Origin of the sequence: Photobacterium kishitanii (assembly GCF_000613045.3) — a bacterium.
GTDB lineage: Bacteria > Pseudomonadota > Gammaproteobacteria > Enterobacterales > Vibrionaceae > Photobacterium > Photobacterium kishitanii.
Genome location: NZ_LN794352.1, coordinates 894,489 through 912,662 on the forward strand (window position 1 = coordinate 894,489; position 18,174 = coordinate 912,662).

General features: G+C 42.3%; 12 protein-coding genes. 10 read left to right on the plus strand and 2 right to left on the minus strand.

The features are described from left to right. Positions 1–107: 107 nt before the first annotated feature. Positions 108–1,475: an MBL fold metallo-hydrolase gene (locus PPBDW_RS04545; protein ID WP_036793668.1), complete on the plus strand. Its 1,368-nt coding sequence runs from the start codon at positions 108–110 to the stop codon at positions 1,473–1,475. Positions 1,476–1,631: 156 nt separating this feature from the next. Here the strand turns inward: PPBDW_RS04545 and mnmC1 are convergent, their stop codons facing one another. After that, the gene (gene mnmC1, locus PPBDW_RS04550; RefSeq protein WP_054261984.1) at positions 1,632–3,767 is read right to left on the minus strand and encodes an FAD-dependent 5-carboxymethylaminomethyl-2-thiouridine(34) oxidoreductase MnmC1; all 2,136 of its coding nucleotides are present in this window, start codon (positions 3,765–3,767) and stop codon (positions 1,632–1,634) included. A 396-nt stretch (positions 3,768–4,163) separates the two neighbouring features. On the opposite strand from mnmC1, the gene fabB reads away from it, so the two are divergent. Further along, entirely contained in the window at positions 4,164–5,378 is a 1,215-nt protein-coding gene (gene fabB, locus PPBDW_RS04555) for a beta-ketoacyl-ACP synthase I (RefSeq protein ID WP_036793670.1), read from the plus strand. Between the two features lie 306 nt (positions 5,379–5,684). Here fabB and PPBDW_RS04560 read toward each other — a convergent pair whose 3' ends face one another. Next, positions 5,685–6,938 carry an aromatic amino acid transport family protein gene (locus PPBDW_RS04560; RefSeq protein WP_036793672.1) on the minus strand — a complete coding sequence of 418 codons (1,254 nt, stop codon included), beginning with the start codon at positions 6,936–6,938 and terminating at the stop codon, positions 5,685–5,687. Positions 6,939–7,425: 487 nt separating this feature from the next. Here PPBDW_RS04560 and PPBDW_RS04565 point away from each other — a divergent pair, with 487 nt between their 5' ends. The 8 genes from PPBDW_RS04565 to cvpA all read left to right on the plus strand — a co-directional run bounded on the left by PPBDW_RS04565 (position 7,426) and on the right by cvpA (position 18,149). Beyond that, positions 7,426–8,601 (plus strand): 4-phosphoerythronate dehydrogenase, encoded by a 1,176-nt coding sequence (locus PPBDW_RS04565; protein ID WP_036793674.1) that lies wholly within the window; start codon positions 7,426–7,428, stop codon positions 8,599–8,601. Beyond that, positions 8,598–9,611 carry an aspartate-semialdehyde dehydrogenase gene (locus PPBDW_RS04570; RefSeq protein WP_036793675.1) on the plus strand — a complete coding sequence of 338 codons (1,014 nt, stop codon included), beginning with the start codon at positions 8,598–8,600 and terminating at the stop codon, positions 9,609–9,611. The genes PPBDW_RS04565 and PPBDW_RS04570 overlap by 4 nt, the downstream gene beginning before the upstream one ends. Positions 9,612–9,910: 299 nt before the next feature. Continuing rightward, complete coding sequence (locus PPBDW_RS04575) at positions 9,911–13,045, plus strand: FimV/HubP family polar landmark protein (RefSeq protein WP_036793678.1); 3,135 nt, start codon at positions 9,911–9,913, stop codon at positions 13,043–13,045. A gap of 447 nt (positions 13,046–13,492) precedes the next feature. Beyond that, complete coding sequence (gene truA / locus PPBDW_RS04580) at positions 13,493–14,272, plus strand: tRNA pseudouridine(38-40) synthase TruA (RefSeq protein ID WP_036793679.1); 780 nt, start codon at positions 13,493–13,495, stop codon at positions 14,270–14,272. 222 nt (positions 14,273–14,494) lie between these two features. Next, complete coding sequence (accD, locus tag PPBDW_RS04585) at positions 14,495–15,415, plus strand: acetyl-CoA carboxylase, carboxyltransferase subunit beta (protein WP_036793680.1); 921 nt, start codon at positions 14,495–14,497, stop codon at positions 15,413–15,415. A gap of 203 nt (positions 15,416–15,618) precedes the next feature. Further along, positions 15,619–16,881 carry a bifunctional tetrahydrofolate synthase/dihydrofolate synthase gene (gene folC / locus PPBDW_RS04590; RefSeq protein ID WP_036793681.1) on the plus strand — a complete coding sequence of 421 codons (1,263 nt, stop codon included), beginning with the start codon at positions 15,619–15,621 and terminating at the stop codon, positions 16,879–16,881. Positions 16,882–16,939: 58 nt separating this feature from the next. Then, positions 16,940–17,593 (plus strand): cell division protein DedD, encoded by a 654-nt coding sequence (dedD, locus tag PPBDW_RS04595; protein ID WP_036793682.1) that lies wholly within the window; start codon positions 16,940–16,942, stop codon positions 17,591–17,593. Between the two features lie 64 nt (positions 17,594–17,657). Next, positions 17,658–18,149 carry a colicin V production protein gene (gene cvpA / locus PPBDW_RS04600; RefSeq protein WP_036793683.1) on the plus strand — a complete coding sequence of 164 codons (492 nt, stop codon included), beginning with the start codon at positions 17,658–17,660 and terminating at the stop codon, positions 18,147–18,149. Positions 18,150–18,174: the final 25 nt, after the last annotated feature.

Sequence of the window (18,174 nt, forward strand, 5' to 3'; positions counted from 1 at the left end):
AAGTTCGTAAAAGCGAATGTTTACTCGTTCTACCTGTTAATATTTCTAACAATATTAGTGCGCTGTCATTATAGGTGGCTTATTCATTATTAGCAGAGGAGATAGCAGTGAATATTGTTCATCACGGCGCAAAAACAGGAGTAACGGGATCATGTCACGAGCTTATTGTCGGTAAAAATAGCTTATTAATTGATTGTGGTTTATTTCAGGGAAAAGAAACGCGTGAGACATTAGATATTGAATTTGATATTAACAATATTGCTGCATTATTACTGACTCACAGCCATATCGACCATATTGGACGGTTGCCGTGGCTACTTGCCGCGGGTTTTTCGGGGCCTATTTATGCCACTGAAGCAACTGCTGCGTTGGTACCGTTAATGTTGGAAGATGGACTTAAAATTCAGTTAGGATTAAATAGCGAACAATGTCAAAAAGCATTGGCATTAATTCATCAGCGAATTCGCCCTGTGCCTTATGATTGTTGGGCTCAAATTGTATTGCCAACGGGGGAGTTAATTAAAATTCGCTTTCGACCCGCAGGGCATATTCTGGGTTCAGCCTATATTGAAATTCAATTGCCAACGAATGAAATTGTGGTTTTTAGTGGCGATCTTGGGCCTAAAGATACGCCATTATTAACTGATCCTATCGCCCCTACAACGGCCCATACTTTGGTTATCGAGAGTACTTACGGCGATAAACCACAGCATCAATTTAAGCAGCGCCAGCAAGTATTAAAGCAAATTATTGAGCGTTCTTTACAAGATGGCGGCGCAATTGTTATTCCGGCCTTTAGCGTTGGTCGAACCCAAGAATTACTGTTTGATCTTGAAAATATTATCTCAGAAGCTGATGTTGATCCTGATGAAGCGAGCAAGCGGATTTGGCAAAGTTTACCAGTGATACTTGATTCGCCATTGGCACAAAAGGTGACTGAGCAATATCGTTATTTTCATGAACTATGGGCAAAAGAAGCTAAGCAGCGGCGTTATATGGGACGTCATCCATTAGCATTTGATCAATGTATTACTATTGATAATCATGCTGATCATCTTGAATTGGTTAATCGGCTTCAACACTCAGGTGAGCCTGCAATTATTGTTGCAGCCAGTGGTATGTGCTCCGGTGGACGAGTCGTTAATTATTTAAAAGCGTTATTAGCCGATAAACGTACTGACGTGATTTTTGCTGGTTATCAGGCTCAAGGTACTACTGGACGGGCATTAGTTGATGGTGAAAAGGTGATTAAAATTGATGATCAAGTCATTGATGTCGCGGCGCAGATCCATCAATTATCAGGTTATTCAGCTCATGCCGCACAGCAAGATTTAGTCAGTTTTGTGGCTGATATTGAGCAAGGCCCACAAGTAATTAAAGTGGTTCATGGTGATCTGAAAGCGCAAACAGCATTAGCTATTGAATTACAAAAAGTGAAGCCAGAGGCTGAGATTATAGTCGCGGCGAGTGAGTAAGGGCGAGTCTCGAGATTGAGAGGTTACGAGTAGCGAGGGGGAGAAAAAGATAGGGAAGAACGGGGGAATTGCGAGTCTCGAAACTAAATCTCTCGAAACTCGCCATCTTTAACTCTTATTTTCCTCGTCTCAGCTTTTTCCTCGCCCCTCGAAACCTTATGACTTCAGCTCTTTGCCGCGCACTAATTTCCTTACCCACATCCGTCCGGGGTGGAGGGCATCAAGTACTGTGTGTGGCAGTGGTAGCGGATCGCCACAAATTTGTGAAGCCAGTAATTCGCCTAATAGTGGCGCTGAACTTAATCCGCGTGAGCCTAAGCCGACAATGGCAAATAAGTTTTTATAGACTGGCACATTTTGAGCATAAAGCTGATTATCTTTTAGATCCTGATACTGCTTAATTAACTCATCATAGCGACAGACATTACCGACAAAGGGTAAATGATCACGGCTAGCACAACGGACACCGACACGAGCACGTTGTTGGGGATCAAACTCGTCAACATCAATCGCATCTATCCATGAGGCAGTGGCTGGGACGCTATCAAGTAAACGTTGTTTATTTTGTTGTTGATCCGCCTCATTGTAATCAAGATCGCAATTACGACGAGCATAACTGGCGCCTACACAATGGCTCTTGGTATGAATGTTGGCAGGGGTTAGATAACCGTCATAACATAACACTGTTTCAAGTTCTGCTAATGTATCATTGGTTGGTACATGGCTTACTTGACCCCGTACGGAAGAGGTTGGGATTGGTGCTGTTTGTGGATAATGATTAAAGCGATGACCACTGGCAACGACAACGGTAGTGTGATTTACCGTGGTGCCGTCAGCGAAGGTTAATTGCCATTGGTCGCTGTTATCATTCGATTTAATTTGTTCAAGTTCAGTGACGTCACTATTGAGGTGTAAGCTGAGCTTGCCTGTGTTAACGGCTGATTCTATTAATGCTTGAGTTAACTGTTGTGGGCATAGCCAACCACCAAGTGGGTAGTTAATGCTACGACAATCGGTTTCAACACCTGTTATTGCACGCGTTTGTTCGATATCTAATGCGCGAACCAGTTCTTCAGGAAAACCACCGCTTAGTATGCAATCTAGCTTCTTAGTTTGACGACCGAGCTTTTTATCATTGGTTGCAAGTGCGAGTTGTTTTTCGGCTTCGGTAAGGTTTTTACCATTTTCATCCCATGCTAATTGGGTAACGCCACACCAATCATGATCGAACTGGCATTGTTGTGCAGCTTGTTCGACAAATTGGCGTGCATAAATAAAGCCTGGGCCGAAAAAGCGTGATAGTGGATCATGTTTACCATTAAGCAGTGGATATACCGCTCCTTGACGATTACCTGATGCTCCTTGTGCTAATTCGCTATCAGCACAATATAAGCTTACCGATTGACCACGACGGATCAGCGCAAGTGCGGTAGTGGCTGAAGCGACACCGCCGCCAATAATTGCAATATCGCTTTGCTGTGTTTGCTGTGGGCTACGTGCAAACCATGGTTTAAAATTAGCTTGCGGGTGGCGATTGGTTATTGTGCCTACGGTCATATGACGTTTGACACCAAATCCTTTGGCTTTTTTGATATCAAAGCCGGCATCACTTAAGCCTCGGCGTACAAATCCAGCAGCAGTAAATGTGGCAATACTACACTCTGGTCGTGCCATGTTAGCCATGCCATTAAACAGGTCCTGACTCCACATTTCGGGATTCTTTTTAGGTGCAAAACCATCTAAAAACCATGCATCAACAATACCGTTATTGCCTACCCATACCTGAGGCATACACTCGTGAATATCGCCAAACCATAAATCAAGAGTGATCATGCCATCTTCAAGCACAATACGGTGACAATCAGCAACAGCAGGCGGATAATGTGCGTGCAGCTGTTCTGTGAGTTCAGCCAGTTCAGGCCAAGCGAGATGGGCTTTGATGAGATCTGGTTTGGTCAGCGGATATTTTTCAAAGCTAATATAGTGTAATTCTTTGGTCGCAGCATGCGGGTGTTGTTCGCGGAAAGCTTTAAACGTTTGCCATAGTGTTAGAAAGTTAAGTCCGGTGCCAAAACCGGTTTCGGCAACGACAAATCGACGTCGATTAAAGTCATGCCAGCGCTCAGGCAGACCATTTTGTTTGATGAACACATAATGTGTTTCTTCCAGTCCATTGTCATTTGAGAAGTAAATATCATTAAAGTCATGGGATAATGGGCAGCCGACGTTGTTCCAATCAAGGACGGCATTTTCAATCCGTGGAGTAGACTTTACGGGAGTTGGACGAGACAAAACGAACCTCTTGCTTAGCTGCTGAGCATTTTGCCACCACTTTATGCATGATAATGCATCAATTGTGAGCTTTAAATGCGATTGTATGGTGATTTTTACTCGATTGTACCTGAAATACAGGAAAGCTGACCACTTTTCAGGAACAAAGCCGTTATAGTTCTCGTACTAAATAATCGTTAACTTTTTTGTTTTTTTCTTAATAAAAAGGTTAGATTAAGCACTAATGTCGGCCCAAACATCTTTAATATCGCGTGTTTTCGTTCGCTATAGCAAACGAAGAGTGGATGTGAGCGCAGATTTTAAAGCCGTTTGGGACGTATTCTAGTCATTGAAATAGAGCCTTGGTTGTTCTATAAAATGGGTAGGTATTTCCATTAATATCAGTAGGAATTCATCATGAAACGAGCCGTAATTACAGGCATGGGTATTGTATCTAGTATCGGTAACAACGTTGCTGAAGTATTAGAATCCCTAAAAACAGGTAAATCAGGTATCAATTACTCTGAGCAATTCGCAGAAATGAAATTGCGTTCAAATGTTTGGGGCGATCTAAAAATCAATCCTTCTGAGCATATTGATCGTAAGAAAATGCGTTTCATGGGTGATGCTGCTGCGTTTGCTTATCTATCAATGGAGCAAGCGGTTGCCGATTCTGGTCTAGCAGAAGACCAAGTATCAAATGAGCGTACTGGTTTAGTTGCTGGTTCTGGTGGTGCGTCATCATATAACCAATATCATGCAGTCGATACATTGCGTGAAAAAGGCGTTAAGCGTGTTGGTCCTTACATGGTACCGCGTACTATGTCTTCAACAGTTTCTGCATGTTTAGCAACACCATTTAAAATTCGCGGTGTTAACTACACCATGAGTTCTGCATGTGCGACTTCAGCACACTGTATCGGTCACGCAGTTGAGCTTATTCAACTAGGCAAGCAAGATGTTGTTTTTGCTGGTGGCGGTGAAGAACTTGATTGGTCACTAACCATGATGTTTGATGCTATGGGTGCATTGTCTACTAAGTACAATGATGATCCATCAAAAGCATCACGTACATATGATGCTAACCGTGACGGTTTCGTTATCTCTGGTGGCGGCGGCATGGTTGTTGTTGAAGAACTTGAGCATGCATTAGCACGTGGCGCAAAAATTTACGGTGAGATCGTAGGTTATGGCGCAACATCTGACGGCTACGACATGGTAGCACCATCAGGTGAAGGCGCTGTGCGTTGTATGAAGATGGCAATGAAAGATCTTGATGGTCCAGTTGACTACATCAACACCCACGGCACATCGACACCTGTAGGTGATGTGAAAGAGCTTGGTGCTATTCAAGAACTATTTAGCGAAAACTGCCCAGCAATTTCTGCAACTAAAGCGATGACAGGTCACGCTCTAGGTGCAGCTGGTGTTCACGAAGCTATCTACTCAACACTAATGCTAGAGCACGGTTTTGTTGCGCCAAGTATCAACATTGATAACCTTGATGAAGCAGCTAAAGGCCTTGATATCGTGACTGAGAAGCGTGATGTTGAACTTAAGACTGTTATGTCTAACAGCTTTGGTTTCGGTGGCACTAACGCAACGCTAGTGATTAAGAAATACGAAGCGTAATTGAGGAAGAGCAGGGGCGAGGTTTCGAGTAACGAGATTTCGCGCCTGAAAGTCCACTGCGTAATAGAAAGCGATAGGTGAGAGCCTATCGCTTTTTTGTAGCTAACCCCCGTCATTCCCTACAGCGAGGGACGAGCGAGATAGGGAATCTATTATCCGCGCGTTGTAGATCTAATAATTTCACTGGTGTCTTTAGGGCTCAAGCATGTGGTGAGTAGATCACGGATAGCTCGTACCTCACTTCCGAGATGACGGGTATTGGACTTAGGAGTATCAAGTCTCGCCACTCGCCATTCCCTATATCCCCTAAGAAAAAAACGTACCGTAAATGACAGAAGTGATGGCTGCAATACCACATATAGCTGTGAAGATCCGTGCTATTGGTGATGTTTTGTATTTCGCCATTGCTGGAACAAATTGCATTGCGAATACTGGTAATAAGAATAAAATTGCAGCAATCATTGGTGAGCCGATACTTTCAATCATGTCTAGAATACTTGGGTTAATAATAGCGACAATCCAAGTGACGATAACGATGAAAGCAAGTGAAAATTTTTCGATGGTTTTAACTGGCATTTTAGAGCGAGATTTTATTAAACCAGTAAGACCTTCATGAGCGCCTAAAAAGTGGCCAAAGTAGCTTGACATGATCGCAGCTAAAGCAATTAGTGGCCCTAAGTATGAAATGATCGGTGAGGCTTTGATGTTAGCTAAGTACGATAAAACTGAAATATTTTCTGATTTTGCTGTGCTTAATTGTTCTGGTGTCATCGATAATACTACCGAGAATACAAAGAACATCACAAACACCATTAGCATCATCGCGGCACCGCCAGTGATCATATCGGTTTTATTCATTGCCTCGTCACCATAGACACGACGCTGCTCTTTAGAAAATTGACTGATAATTGGACTGTGGTTAAACGAAAACACAATGATTGGAATAGCTAACCAAACAATGAGAGGCATTGATGACCAATCAGTATTAGTATGGATCATTGACATATTCCAGTCTGGAATTAGGTAGATGGAAAGTACTAATAGAATAATAACCAAGGGGTAAACTAGCACTGATGTTACTTTTAACATTAGTTCTTTACCAAAGATAACACTGGCGGTCATTAACCCAATCAGGATGCCGGATAGTAACCACCGTGGAATTGATTCCATCCCCAATTGGTGGATCATAAAGGAATCGACCGTATTGGTAATACCTACACCGTAAATTAAAACAATCGGGAAAATAGCAAAGAAATAAGCAACAGTGATTATGTTCGTTCCTGTTTTTCCAAAGTGCTCTGCAACAGCATCTGTGATATCTGCATCTTTTTTTGATGAAGAAAGGACAAAGCGTGCCAAACTTTTATGTGCAAACCATGTCATTGGAAAGGCAATCAATGCCAAAATAACCAATGGCCAAAAGCCACCTGCGCCAGCTGTTATGGGTAGAAAAAGAATACCAGCACCCACGGCGGTACCAAATAATGATAGCGCCCATGTGAAATCTTTATAGGCCCATCTGGTCTTTTTTGTATTCACTGCAATCGCTGTCTTTTGCATATAAAAATGTCCATCGAGTAAAAACTGAGGTAGGCACACTAGCTCCAACAATCAGAGAAAAACAGGATATAGCTCTATTTGTGTAACTAAATATATTGATAAAGTGAATAAATAAGAGGTTTATCACATATGTGTGGCATTAAATAGTTACTAGTTGAAGCGTTATTTTGTAATTTCCACAACGAATACACGACCCAGTTATTCCCTACAGTGAGGTTACGAACGAGATAGTGAATCTATTATCCGCGGGTTGTAGAGCTAATAATTCCACTGATATCTTTTGTACTCTATCAGGTGGTGAGTAGATCCCGGATAGTTCGTGTCTCACTTCCGGGATGACGAGGATAGTTTTACTTTCGAGAGAACGAAGATAGCCTTGTTTTTGTGAATGGTGAGTTAAATCCTCCTTACTACTCTCTTGTATTGTTCTCCTATATAATATTTATCAGCACGATCCTTTATTTTTTATTCTCTCTACAGGACGTATATGAAAATTCTTATCGATGAAAACATGCCTTACGCGCAACAATTATTTAGCCAACTCGGTGAGGTAATTGCTAAGCCTGGGCGAACATTGACTGCTGATGATTTAGTAGATATTGATGCTTTGATGATTCGCTCGGTAACTAAAGTGAATGCAGAATTATTGACGAAAGCGAATAAATTAAAATTTGTTGGTACTGCCACTGCGGGTCAAGATCATGTTGATCAACCATTGTTAAGTGAGCGCGGAATCACTTTTACCTCAGCTCCTGGATGTAATAAGGTCGGTGTTGCTGAGTATGTATTAAGTAGTTTAATGGTGTTAGGGCAGCTTCACGATTTTTCTATCTTTGATCGTACTGTGGGGATCATTGGTGCTGGTAATGTGGGTACTTATTTAGCTAAATGCCTTGATGCGTTAGGGATCCGTTATTTGCTCAACGATCCCTTAAAACAAGCTGAAGGTGATACCCGTGAGTTTCATTCTCTTGAAACCTTATTGGCAGAATGTGATGTGATCAGCGCGCATACGCCAATTACACGTACGGGTGATTACCCAACTCACCATTTAATTGATGCCGATTTTATCGCAGCAATGCAGCCTAATGCGATTTTAATTAATGCTGCCCGTGGCCCTGTGGTCGATAATCAAGCGTTAAAACAGGCACTACAAGCAGCTGCTAATGGCTCAGGTAAAGCGTTAACTGCAGTATTAGATGTGTTTGAACAAGAGCCAGTGGTTGATCTAGCGTTATTGCCGTTGTTAGCTTTTGCGACGCCGCATATTGCAGGTTACGGTCTCGAAGGTAAAGCGCGCGGTACAACGATGGTATTTAACCGTTATTGCCAATTCTTGAATAATGATCAGCAAGTACAGGCAAGTGATTTATTACCCATCGCGCCGATTCCATTAGTACAATTAAGCCAGCAATGGGATGAAGCGAGCTTATTTAGTCTGACGCAGTTGATTTATGATGTTCGCAAAGATGATGCTATTTTCCGCCGTAAAATGTTAGTCGCTGGTGACGATAACAGCAAAATGGCGACCGCTTTTGATCTAATGCGTAAAAATTACTGGGATCGACGTGAATATAGTGCGATTACAGTAGCGGCGAAGGCCGAGTTTGCGGTAGAGTCGCTGGCTAAATTAGGTTTTACAGTAGTAGAGGTTACACAATGACTCAGGAATATGATATCGCAATACTCGGCGCAACAGGCGCAGTGGGCGAAGCCATGGTTGAAGTACTAGAAGCTCGCAATTTTCCTGTTCGCAATCTTTACTTGTTAGCAAGTGATCGTAGCGCAGGAAAAGCGTTACGTTTTAAAGGTAAATCAACGCGCGTTCGTGATGTTGAAGATTTCGATTGGAGCCAAGTGCAAATTGCTTTGTTCTCTGCTGGTGCTGAAGCATCACGCCATTGGGCGCCAATTGCTACCGAGCAGGGTGTGGTGGTTATCGATAATACTTCTGAATTCCGTTACGAATATGATGTGCCGTTGGTTATTCCTGAAGTGAACCCAGAAGCGATTGCGGATTACCGTAACCGTAACATTATCGCCAATCCTAACTGCTCAACGATTCAAATGTTAGTTGCACTTAAGCCGATTCAAGATGCCTACGGTATTGATCGCATTAATGTGGCAACTTACCAGTCAGTATCAGGTTCAGGCCGTAAAGGTATTGATGAGTTAGCTGGACAGACAGCAAAACTGCTTAATGGTCTACCGATTGAGAAAAAAGCTTACGATAAGCAGATTGCATTTAACTGTATTCCGCAGATTGATGAGTTTATGGATAACGGCTACACCAAAGAAGAAATGAAAATGGTGTGGGAAACACAGAAGATTTTGGGCGATTCAACTATTCGTGTGAATCCAACCTGTGTTCGTGTGTCATCATTCTTTGGTCATGGCGAAGCGGTGCATGTTGAAACGCATCAACCGATTGTATTAGAAGATGTGATCAACTTGCTTGAAAACACTGATGGTCTTGAAGTGTTCCCTGGTAATGAATATCCAACTCAAGTTACTGATGCAGTGGGTAAAGATCATGTAATGATTGGTCGTATCCGTGAGGATATTAGTCATCCATGTGGGCTTAACATGTGGATTGTTGCTGATAACGTTCGTAAAGGCGCAGCAACTAACAGTATTCAAATTGCGGAAAAATTGATTGCAGATTATTTGTAATCAACCTTATTTAAAGTAAGGATTAGATCGCGCTATTAGTGTCTAGTGGCACAATAGTACGAGTAAACTTGCTAACAAAATAACAAAGCGATGGGTGAAAGCCTGTCGCTTTTTTATTTCGTTAGCGACTAGCTTTTCTTTTGCTGATAACTTGACATAATATGCTGCTTATTGTGATTGAATATAACCATTCAAGCTTTGCTTATATTAGTCGTTATAACAAAGAAGTTATTATTTCGAAATTGTTGCGATGCGACGATTTCGGGCAATTTTATCTCTGCCAAAGAGGAATGTAGGCAGTGTCTGACATCCCAAAAATACTAAAACGTATGGTACTTCCGGTGGCTTTCGTTACTATTTCTTCCTACTTACCGGTAGTGCATGCAAATACTATACGTATCGTCGGCCCAGCGAATGAAGACAGCTCGTACGTGACGCTTAATCGAGAGCCAGCCACGAGCCAGTTGAACGTACCTACAAAACAGTTTTCGACATCATCATTGATGGCACGTAGCTATGGCCCGACGTATGAAAGCGAAACGTTGTGGGCTATTGCGTCTCGTCATTTACCCAATAAAAATGTGTCTATTTTTAAAGTCATAGGTGCTATTTATAATCTCAACCATGATGCCTTTGAAAATAATAATATTCACTCACTATTGCCTGGAAGTTATTTAAAACTGCCGACAATGGATCAAATTGAGCAGCAACGTATTAGCGCTGTTAGTCGAAAATTAGCGGCTGATCAATTACGTGCTCCTTATGCGACTGAATTAGAAAAACGACGGTTGGCTGAGCAACAGGCAACAACGGCTGCTGCTCCGATAGAGGCAAAAAAAACCTCGCCACAGCCAACAGCAACAGAATCATCACCAGCGACTAAAAACACACCAGCGGCTGATGTCGCGCCTACAGAAACATCAAATACTGATGTTGCAGCGACTATTGAGCCTGCAACGGCACCAACAGCAGTAGCGGCGGCAGTAAAAAAAGCGCTATCAGCAGAGGTGGTTGATGGTGATAACAATACAATTATTCCAGCGAAACCAGTACAGCCACAGGTTGATGTTACTCATGTAAAGATGAATGCATTGGTAGAAAGTAACCATGCTTTACGGTTACGGTTATCTGAGATGCAGCAAGATATGGCTGCATTGAAAAATCAAGTCACTGAAAGTGATAGCATTCGTCAACAAATGGTGTCGTTTTTAGAACAACAAAAGCAAGTTGCAGACCCTGTTCCTGAAACATGGTTGGAACGTCTAACCAATAATCCGTGGGCATTAGCTGCGGCAGGTATTATTCCTGGTGGTTTAATTGCCGCATTATTAGCACTACTACTGTTCCGCCGTAAGAAAAATGATCCTGAACCACAATCGTTACCAGCTCCTGTGGCTGATGATGATAATAATGTCACTGTTACGCCGCCAGTTGACTTGGTGGGTAGTGAACATGATGACGATCTTGATGATTTATTTGCAGACGATGATTTGTTTGCGGATATAGATCAGCTTAAATCGACAGATAAAAATCAAGACCCAAAGCTTAACTCTGCCGTTGAAGAAGATAAATCACCACAGAGTAATGAGCATAATGCGTTAGTGACATTGTCTGATACTGATTTTGATGATAGCAGCTTTGATAATAGTCTTAGCACTATTTCGGTCACTCACGATGATGCTATCGGTCTTGAGGACATGGAGCGTGCGTTAGATGAGCTTGACACAAAAGCTGAGCCAAGTGCTGATGAAGCATTAGCGGCGTTGTGGGAAAAATCTCTTAGCGAAGAAGATAAAGCTAATTTTGACTTGTCTGAATATGATGAAGCGACTCCTTCAGCAACAGCAACAACAGAAAATGACAAAGATGCTGAAACACAGTTATCTGACCAAGCGCTATTAGATGAGATCCTACAACAAGCTCAAGCATCAACCTCAGAGACTTCTGATCAGGAAAAGGTTACTGAGCCGACGTTAGAGGATAGCAACGTAAACTCTCAAGATGAACTTGATGAATTGTTTTCTCAGTTTAATCATGACTTACCTGAGATAACGCCTGCGACGACTCAAACAGATACGAATGATGATGAATCATTATTTGCTGAAGATAGTACTGAATTATTAGATGATTTAGTCGCAGATGATGCCGATAACGCATTGGGTAGCGAGATTGAATTAGCTGAAAATAGTACTGATTTATTAGATGAATTGCTTGCGGATGAAAATGATAATTTAGCAACAACCTCTGATATTAAGCTGGACGAAAATAGTACTGCGTTATTGGATGAGCTAATGGCTGATGATCAGGCACCGACAACCTTTAGTGTTGATGACCTGCCTGAGTTTGATGAGCAAGCAGCATTTGATCATTATGACGATGAAATGTCAGCTCTACCAGCAGCGGATGCGGTCCATGATAAGCCTTTAAGCCTTGATGATTTGCCTGAGTTTGATGAAAATTCAGCATTGGATGATCCGCAAGCATCACCCTTAGAACAGATGGATGAGCGTTCAGAAATTGATGAGCAAGTTGCGATTGATAATGTTACTCGTCAATTACAACAAGCGGCCCAAGCAGCAGAGCAACGTCAGCCAGCAGCGGTTGATAATGCGAGTGCCAATGTTGAGCCTGATTACTCGCCGTTTGATACAGCGCGTCATTTAGAATATGCGTTTGATAATATTGATGTCAGAGCTTTACCTGAGTTTGATGAAGATGAAGCTTTATTTGCATCATTTGAAGAGCAGCATGAGTTAGAGCAATACGCCATTGAACAAGGTCTTAAACCGCAACCATCGTCTCCGGGTATTACCACGGTTGATCGTTCCCCAGAAGCTGAGCAAGATCGGGTTGATTCTGCGGGCTTAGATATGGATGCATTACTGTTTGATGACTCACAACCAACAACAGTAACGCCTCAACGTGGTCTTAATAATGATGAGCGTGAGCAGTTATTAGCTTCAACAGCCGATGATAGTTCTATTGCTGATAACGAAGATGTATTAGCAGAAGATGAAGCGGCGGTATGGCGAGGAGTCGTTGCAGAGCCTGAACTTGAGCAGGAAGATTGGTCTAAACAACCGGATCTTGCACAAGCTGATGTTAAAGCGGCAACGACGACATCATCGACTTACATTAGTATCGATGAGTTATTAGCCGATGATCCTAATTATCATCAAGAAGATCCTGATGAGAAGCCATTAAACCTTGATGTTGGTTTAAAGGAATTCCCTGATATGTTTGCTAATATTCGTCAATTTGATGTTGATAGTGCTGGTGAATATGCAGGCCAATTGGATTTGGCTAAAGCGTACCTTGAAATGAATGACATTGGCGGCGCAGTCGACTTACTGCAGGATATAGCCTTAAAAGGTGAGGGTGAGACCCAAGCTGAAGCAAAGGCCTTACTTGAGAAGTTTAAAGCGCAGAAATAGGGAAGTTTCTAGAGGCGGGGTTTCGAGTAGCGAGATTTCGTGCTTTGAGAGTTCACAGTATAAATAAGAAGCGATGGGTGAAAGCCTGTCGCTTTTTTGTATCCAACTCCCGTCATTCCCTACAGTGAATGCCCGCGAGGGCGATAGGGAATCTACTATTCGCGCGTTGTGGAGTCACTGGCTTCTTTAAGGCTCAATCACGCGTTGAGTAGATCACGGATAGCTTCGTGCCTCAACTTCTGAGATGACGTATATTAGGCTGTCTCGACACTAATAATCTCGAAACTCGCCCCGTTTTTTCTCGCCCCTCGCACTGCTTTTCCTCGCTCCTCGAAATCCCTCCTCTTCCCCTTTGTTGCGCCATCCCCTATACTTCCCCTCTGTTTTGAACAGGCGCTTTAATAACATCGCCTGTGTGTCTATGCTGAATTAAGTCGAAGTGAGATTATGCGAATAGCTTTAGGTATCGAGTACGATGGTGCTAAATATTGTGGTTGGCAACGTCAAGTAGATGTAGATAGTGTTCAAGAACGCTTAGAAAAAGCACTGTCACATATTGCGAATAAACCCATTGCTGTTTTTTGTGCCGGACGTACCGATACAGGGGTTCACGGTACAGGACAAGTGGTTCACTTCGATGTTGATATTGAGCGTAAAATGGCAGCATGGACAATGGGTGTAAATGCCTATCTTCCTAAAGATATTGCTGTACGTTGGGCACATGAAGTGAGTGAAGATTTTCATGCGCGTTTTTCAGCAACAGCGCGTCGTTACCGTTATGTGATTTACAATCATGCGGTGCGTCCGGCTATTTTTCAACATGGTGTTAGCCATTACCATGGTCACCTTGATGAGCAAAAAATGCATGAAGCCGCTCAACATTTAATTGGTGAACACGACTATACTTCATTTCGTGCAACCCAATGTCAATCACGGAGTCCATGGCGTCGTCTTGAGCATTTAACGGTTACTCGTAAAGGTGACTTTGTTGTGATTGATATTAAGGCCAATGCATTTGTACACCATATGGTGCGTAATATTGCAGGTAGCCTGATTAAAGTTGGTAAAGGTGAAAAGCAACCTGATTGGATTAAGTGGGTACTTGAGCAAAAAGATCGTCGTATTGCTGGTCCAACAGCAAAATCTGCGGGTCTTTATTTAGTTGATGTTGATTATCCTGCGGAACATAATTTGCCTCGTTCGGTACTTGGTCCATTATTTTTGTAAGTCATTTTTTTTGTACAGGTAAAAACTTACGTTTAAATGATCGCGATTATGACTGTTTTTAACGTGTACTGGTATTTTTGTTTAAAAACACCCTAATGACTGACAAAGGTAATACCAGTTTTTTATCTACAGATTAATAAGATTATGTTTTAATCTTAAATAATATTTAATGAATTTGTCTCTTCGGTCTATTGGCGGAAGAATAAAAAAGAAAGGTCATTCATGAGCTGGCTTGAAAAGATTCTAACAAAAAGTAACATCGTATCTTCGCGTAAGGTATCTATTCCTGAAGGTGTATGGACGAAATGTACGTCCTGTGATCAGGTACTGTATCACGCAGATCTCGAACGCAATCTTGAAGTTTGTCCTAAATGTGACCACCACATGCGTATGAAAGCACGTCGTCGTCTTGAAACATTTCTTGATGCTGGTACGCAAGTGGAAATTGCCGCTGAGCTAGAGCCACAAGACAAGCTTAAATTCCGCGACTCTAAGAAATATAAAGATCGTTTATACGCAGCCCAAAAAGCAACCGGTGAGAAAGATGCCTTAATTGCTATGAATGGTGAGCTGCTTGGTCTGCCTGTCGTTGCCTGCGCCTTTGAATTCTCTTTTATGGGCGGCTCTATGGGGTCAGTTGTTGGCGCTAAATTTGTGCGTGCGGTTGACTCTGCGATTGAGAATAACTGCCCACTGATTTGTTTCTCTGCTAGTGGCGGTGCCCGTATGCAAGAAGCATTAATGTCACTAATGCAAATGGCGAAAACCAGTGCTGCTTTAGAGCGTTTATCTGCTAAAGGTTTGCCGTTCTTCTCTGTACTGACGGATCCAACTATGGGTGGTGTATCGGCATCACTCGCAATGCTTGGTGATATTAATATCGGTGAGCCAAAAGCACTTATCGGTTTTGCTGGTCAACGTGTTATTGAACAAACTGTGCGTGAGAAACTACCAGAAGGTTTCCAGCGTAGTGAGTTTTTACTTGAACACGGTGCGATTGACATGATTGTTGATCGTCGTGAAATGCGTCAACGTATTGCTGGTTTAATGGCAAAAATGACCAACCAAGCATCACCATTGGTTGTTTCTGTTGATAGTAAGCCTGAAGTAGAGCCACAACCTGAAGCAGCAAAGCTAGACTAAAAACGTAATCTTTAATCGAGTGTATTTACCGGTGGTAGTTACTACGATTAATGTTAATAAATGCCATTCTAATTGATTTAATTAGGGTGGCATTTTTTGTTTTCTAGACCGAATCACGAATTTATTGTGCTTGATGATTAAGTTATTGGTCATTCAGTGGTAAATTAATGATTCAGTTTGTTACTACAAGTGAATGATTTTTAATGTCAGGATTGACCTCTCCGCAAGCGACAGCCGCGCTTTCAACATGGCTGAAATATCTTGAACAACTCCATACTAGTGCTATTGATTTAGGACTCGATCGGGTTCGGCTGGTGGCTGAACAAGCAGATCTGCTTAAACCTGCGCCATGTGTTATTACGGTAGCGGGCACAAATGGTAAAGGCTCGACCTGCGCCATGCTTGAAGCTATTTTATTGGCTGCTGGCTATAAAGTGGGTGTGTATAGTTCTCCTCATTTAGTACGTTATAACGAGCGAGTACGCATTAATAACCAAGAACTTGATGATAGTGAGCACTGTGGTGCTTTCGCAAGTGTGGAAGTTGCTCGTGGTGAAACCAGTTTAAGTCTATTTGAATTCGGCACCTTAGCTGCGTTGACATTGTTTAAGCAGCATCAGGTTGATGTGGTGGTATTAGAGGTCGGTTTAGGCGGACGTTTAGATGCGACGAATATAGTTGATCATGATGTGTGTGTTATCACCAGTTTAGCCATTGATCATGTTGACTGGTTAGGCGATAACATCGATGTTATTGGCTATGAGAAGGCAGGGATTTTCCGTAGTGGTAAACCAGCCATTTGTGGTCAACCACACCCGCCAGCGACTGTACCAGCGCATGCCGATGATATTGGTGCCGAGCTTTATCAAGTCGGTTATCAGTTTGATTATCAAGTAGAGGCTGACTGCTGGCATTGGCAAGCAGGTGCCTTTGCGCTGAGTGATTTACCTTTGCCGAGCTTACCGTTACCAAATGCTGCAACTGCATTGATGGCATTATCTGTTGCTGAGCTTGATATTAGTGATAAAGACATTGTTGAAGGTCTGCGTAATGCACGCTTACCGGGGCGAATGCAACGAGTGAGTGAGCAACCATTAATTATTATGGATGTGGCACATAATCCACATTCAGCTCAATATTTTGCGACTCAGCTTGCCAAAATAAAAGCCCAAGAAGGGAAAAACAAAGTCCATGCCGTGGTGGCAATGCTGCATGATAAAGATATCGCAGCAACCGTTGCTGCGATGCGTGATAGTGTTGATTGTTGGTATCCGGCTTCGCTACAAGGCCCGCGTGCTGCTGTTGCTGCAGAGATATTGCTGCATTTACCAACAGGTTGCAGTGGTTTTGATAGTCCGGAATTAGCTTTTGACCAAGCCTTAACACAAGCAAGTGCTGACGATGTGGTAATCGTGTTTGGCTCGTTTTACACTGTTGGCCAAATAACCACTCATTTAAAGCTGTAGAACGTTAAACAGAGCACATATTGTGCCGTTTTCGTTTTAGATATCAACAGGAGTCATTGTGGCTAGTCAATTTCAAAACCGACTAATTGGAACCATTATTTTAGTCGCGATAGGGGTGATTTTTCTACCCGATTTTTTCGATGGTAAGAAAGAACATTATAAGGAAGAGTTTGCGAGTATTCCGTTGCAGCCAAAGATGGACGGACAAAGTGAAGCTAAAACAATTCCTGAACCTGAAAATGCCGACGTTGTGTTACCTAAAGAGCCTGTGACGGCGACGACAGATAGCCAAGCATCAACATCAACGGGTGATGAAACATACACTATTGAAGCTGATCATAGTGCAACGGCTGAGCCTGTTGTTAAACCCCACCCCGTTGCTGCAAAACCTGTAGTTGCTCAACCGGTGGTAAAACCAAATGTACCAACGCCTGCGGTTAAAAAACCAGTGCCAGCAACAACAAGTTCAGCATGGGTAATTAAAATGGGGACTTTTGGGAATTTCGATAATGCTAATGCGTTAGTCGCAAAATTACGATTGAACGGTTATCAGGCACAATTAATTCCACGTAATGCTAAACCTGGTCAATACGTAAAGGTTGTTGTTGGGCCTGATGTATCAAAAGATAAGCTAACGGGGCAAATTGCAGAATTGAAAAAAATTACTGGCTTAAACGGCAAATTGAACCGATTTGATGCAATAAATCCTTAGGTAAACGTTTGCGTTAGAATTTTTTCTGTTAGAATACCCATCAACAAAACGAGCAATAACAAAAATGATCTGGATTGATTATGTAATACTGGGCGTGATCTGCTTCTCAGCAATGGTAAGTTTGGTCCGTGGTTTTGTTAAAGAAGCACTGTCATTAGTGATTTGGTTCACAGCATTTTTTATTGCTAGTAACTTTTATACGGAATTGGCGGTTTATTTTACCAATTTTAATGACAAAATGTTACGTAATGGTAGTGCTATCGCAGTACTGTTTGTAGCGACATTGATTGTTGGCGCAGTAGTAAACTACGTTATTGGTCAATTAGTGCAGAAGACCGGTTTGTCTGGTACAGATCGTGTTTTAGGAGTTGTTTTTGGTGCGGTTCGTGGCGTGCTTATTGTTGCTGCGGTATTGTTCTTTATTGATACCTTTACGGGTTTGTCGGACTCAGAATGGTGGAAGAAGTCTGAGTTGATACCTCAATTTGGTGCTGTAATAGAATGGTTCTTCGAATACATCAAAGAGAGCTCTAGTTTTTTACATAGCATTAAATAGTGCAAGATTAACCGCGGTTGCTAGC

Bases quoted from the DNA above. Each gene is read 5' to 3' on its own strand.
- PPBDW_RS04560 (WP_036793672.1), bottom strand. From the start codon at position 6,938: ATGCAAAAGACAGCGATTGCAGTGAATACAAAAAAGACCAGATGGGCC.
- folC (WP_036793681.1), top strand. From the start codon at position 15,619: ATGTCAGGATTGACCTCTCCGCAAGCGACAGCCGCGCTTTCAACATGG.
- cvpA (WP_036793683.1), top strand. From the start codon at position 17,658: ATGATCTGGATTGATTATGTAATACTGGGCGTGATCTGCTTCTCAGCA.
- PPBDW_RS04565 (WP_036793674.1), top strand. From the start codon at position 7,426: ATGAAAATTCTTATCGATGAAAACATGCCTTACGCGCAACAATTATTT.
- PPBDW_RS04570 (WP_036793675.1), top strand. From the start codon at position 8,598: ATGACTCAGGAATATGATATCGCAATACTCGGCGCAACAGGCGCAGTG.
- accD (WP_036793680.1), top strand. From the start codon at position 14,495: ATGAGCTGGCTTGAAAAGATTCTAACAAAAAGTAACATCGTATCTTCG.
- fabB (WP_036793670.1), top strand. From the start codon at position 4,164: ATGAAACGAGCCGTAATTACAGGCATGGGTATTGTATCTAGTATCGGT.
- truA (WP_036793679.1), top strand. From the start codon at position 13,493: ATGCGAATAGCTTTAGGTATCGAGTACGATGGTGCTAAATATTGTGGT.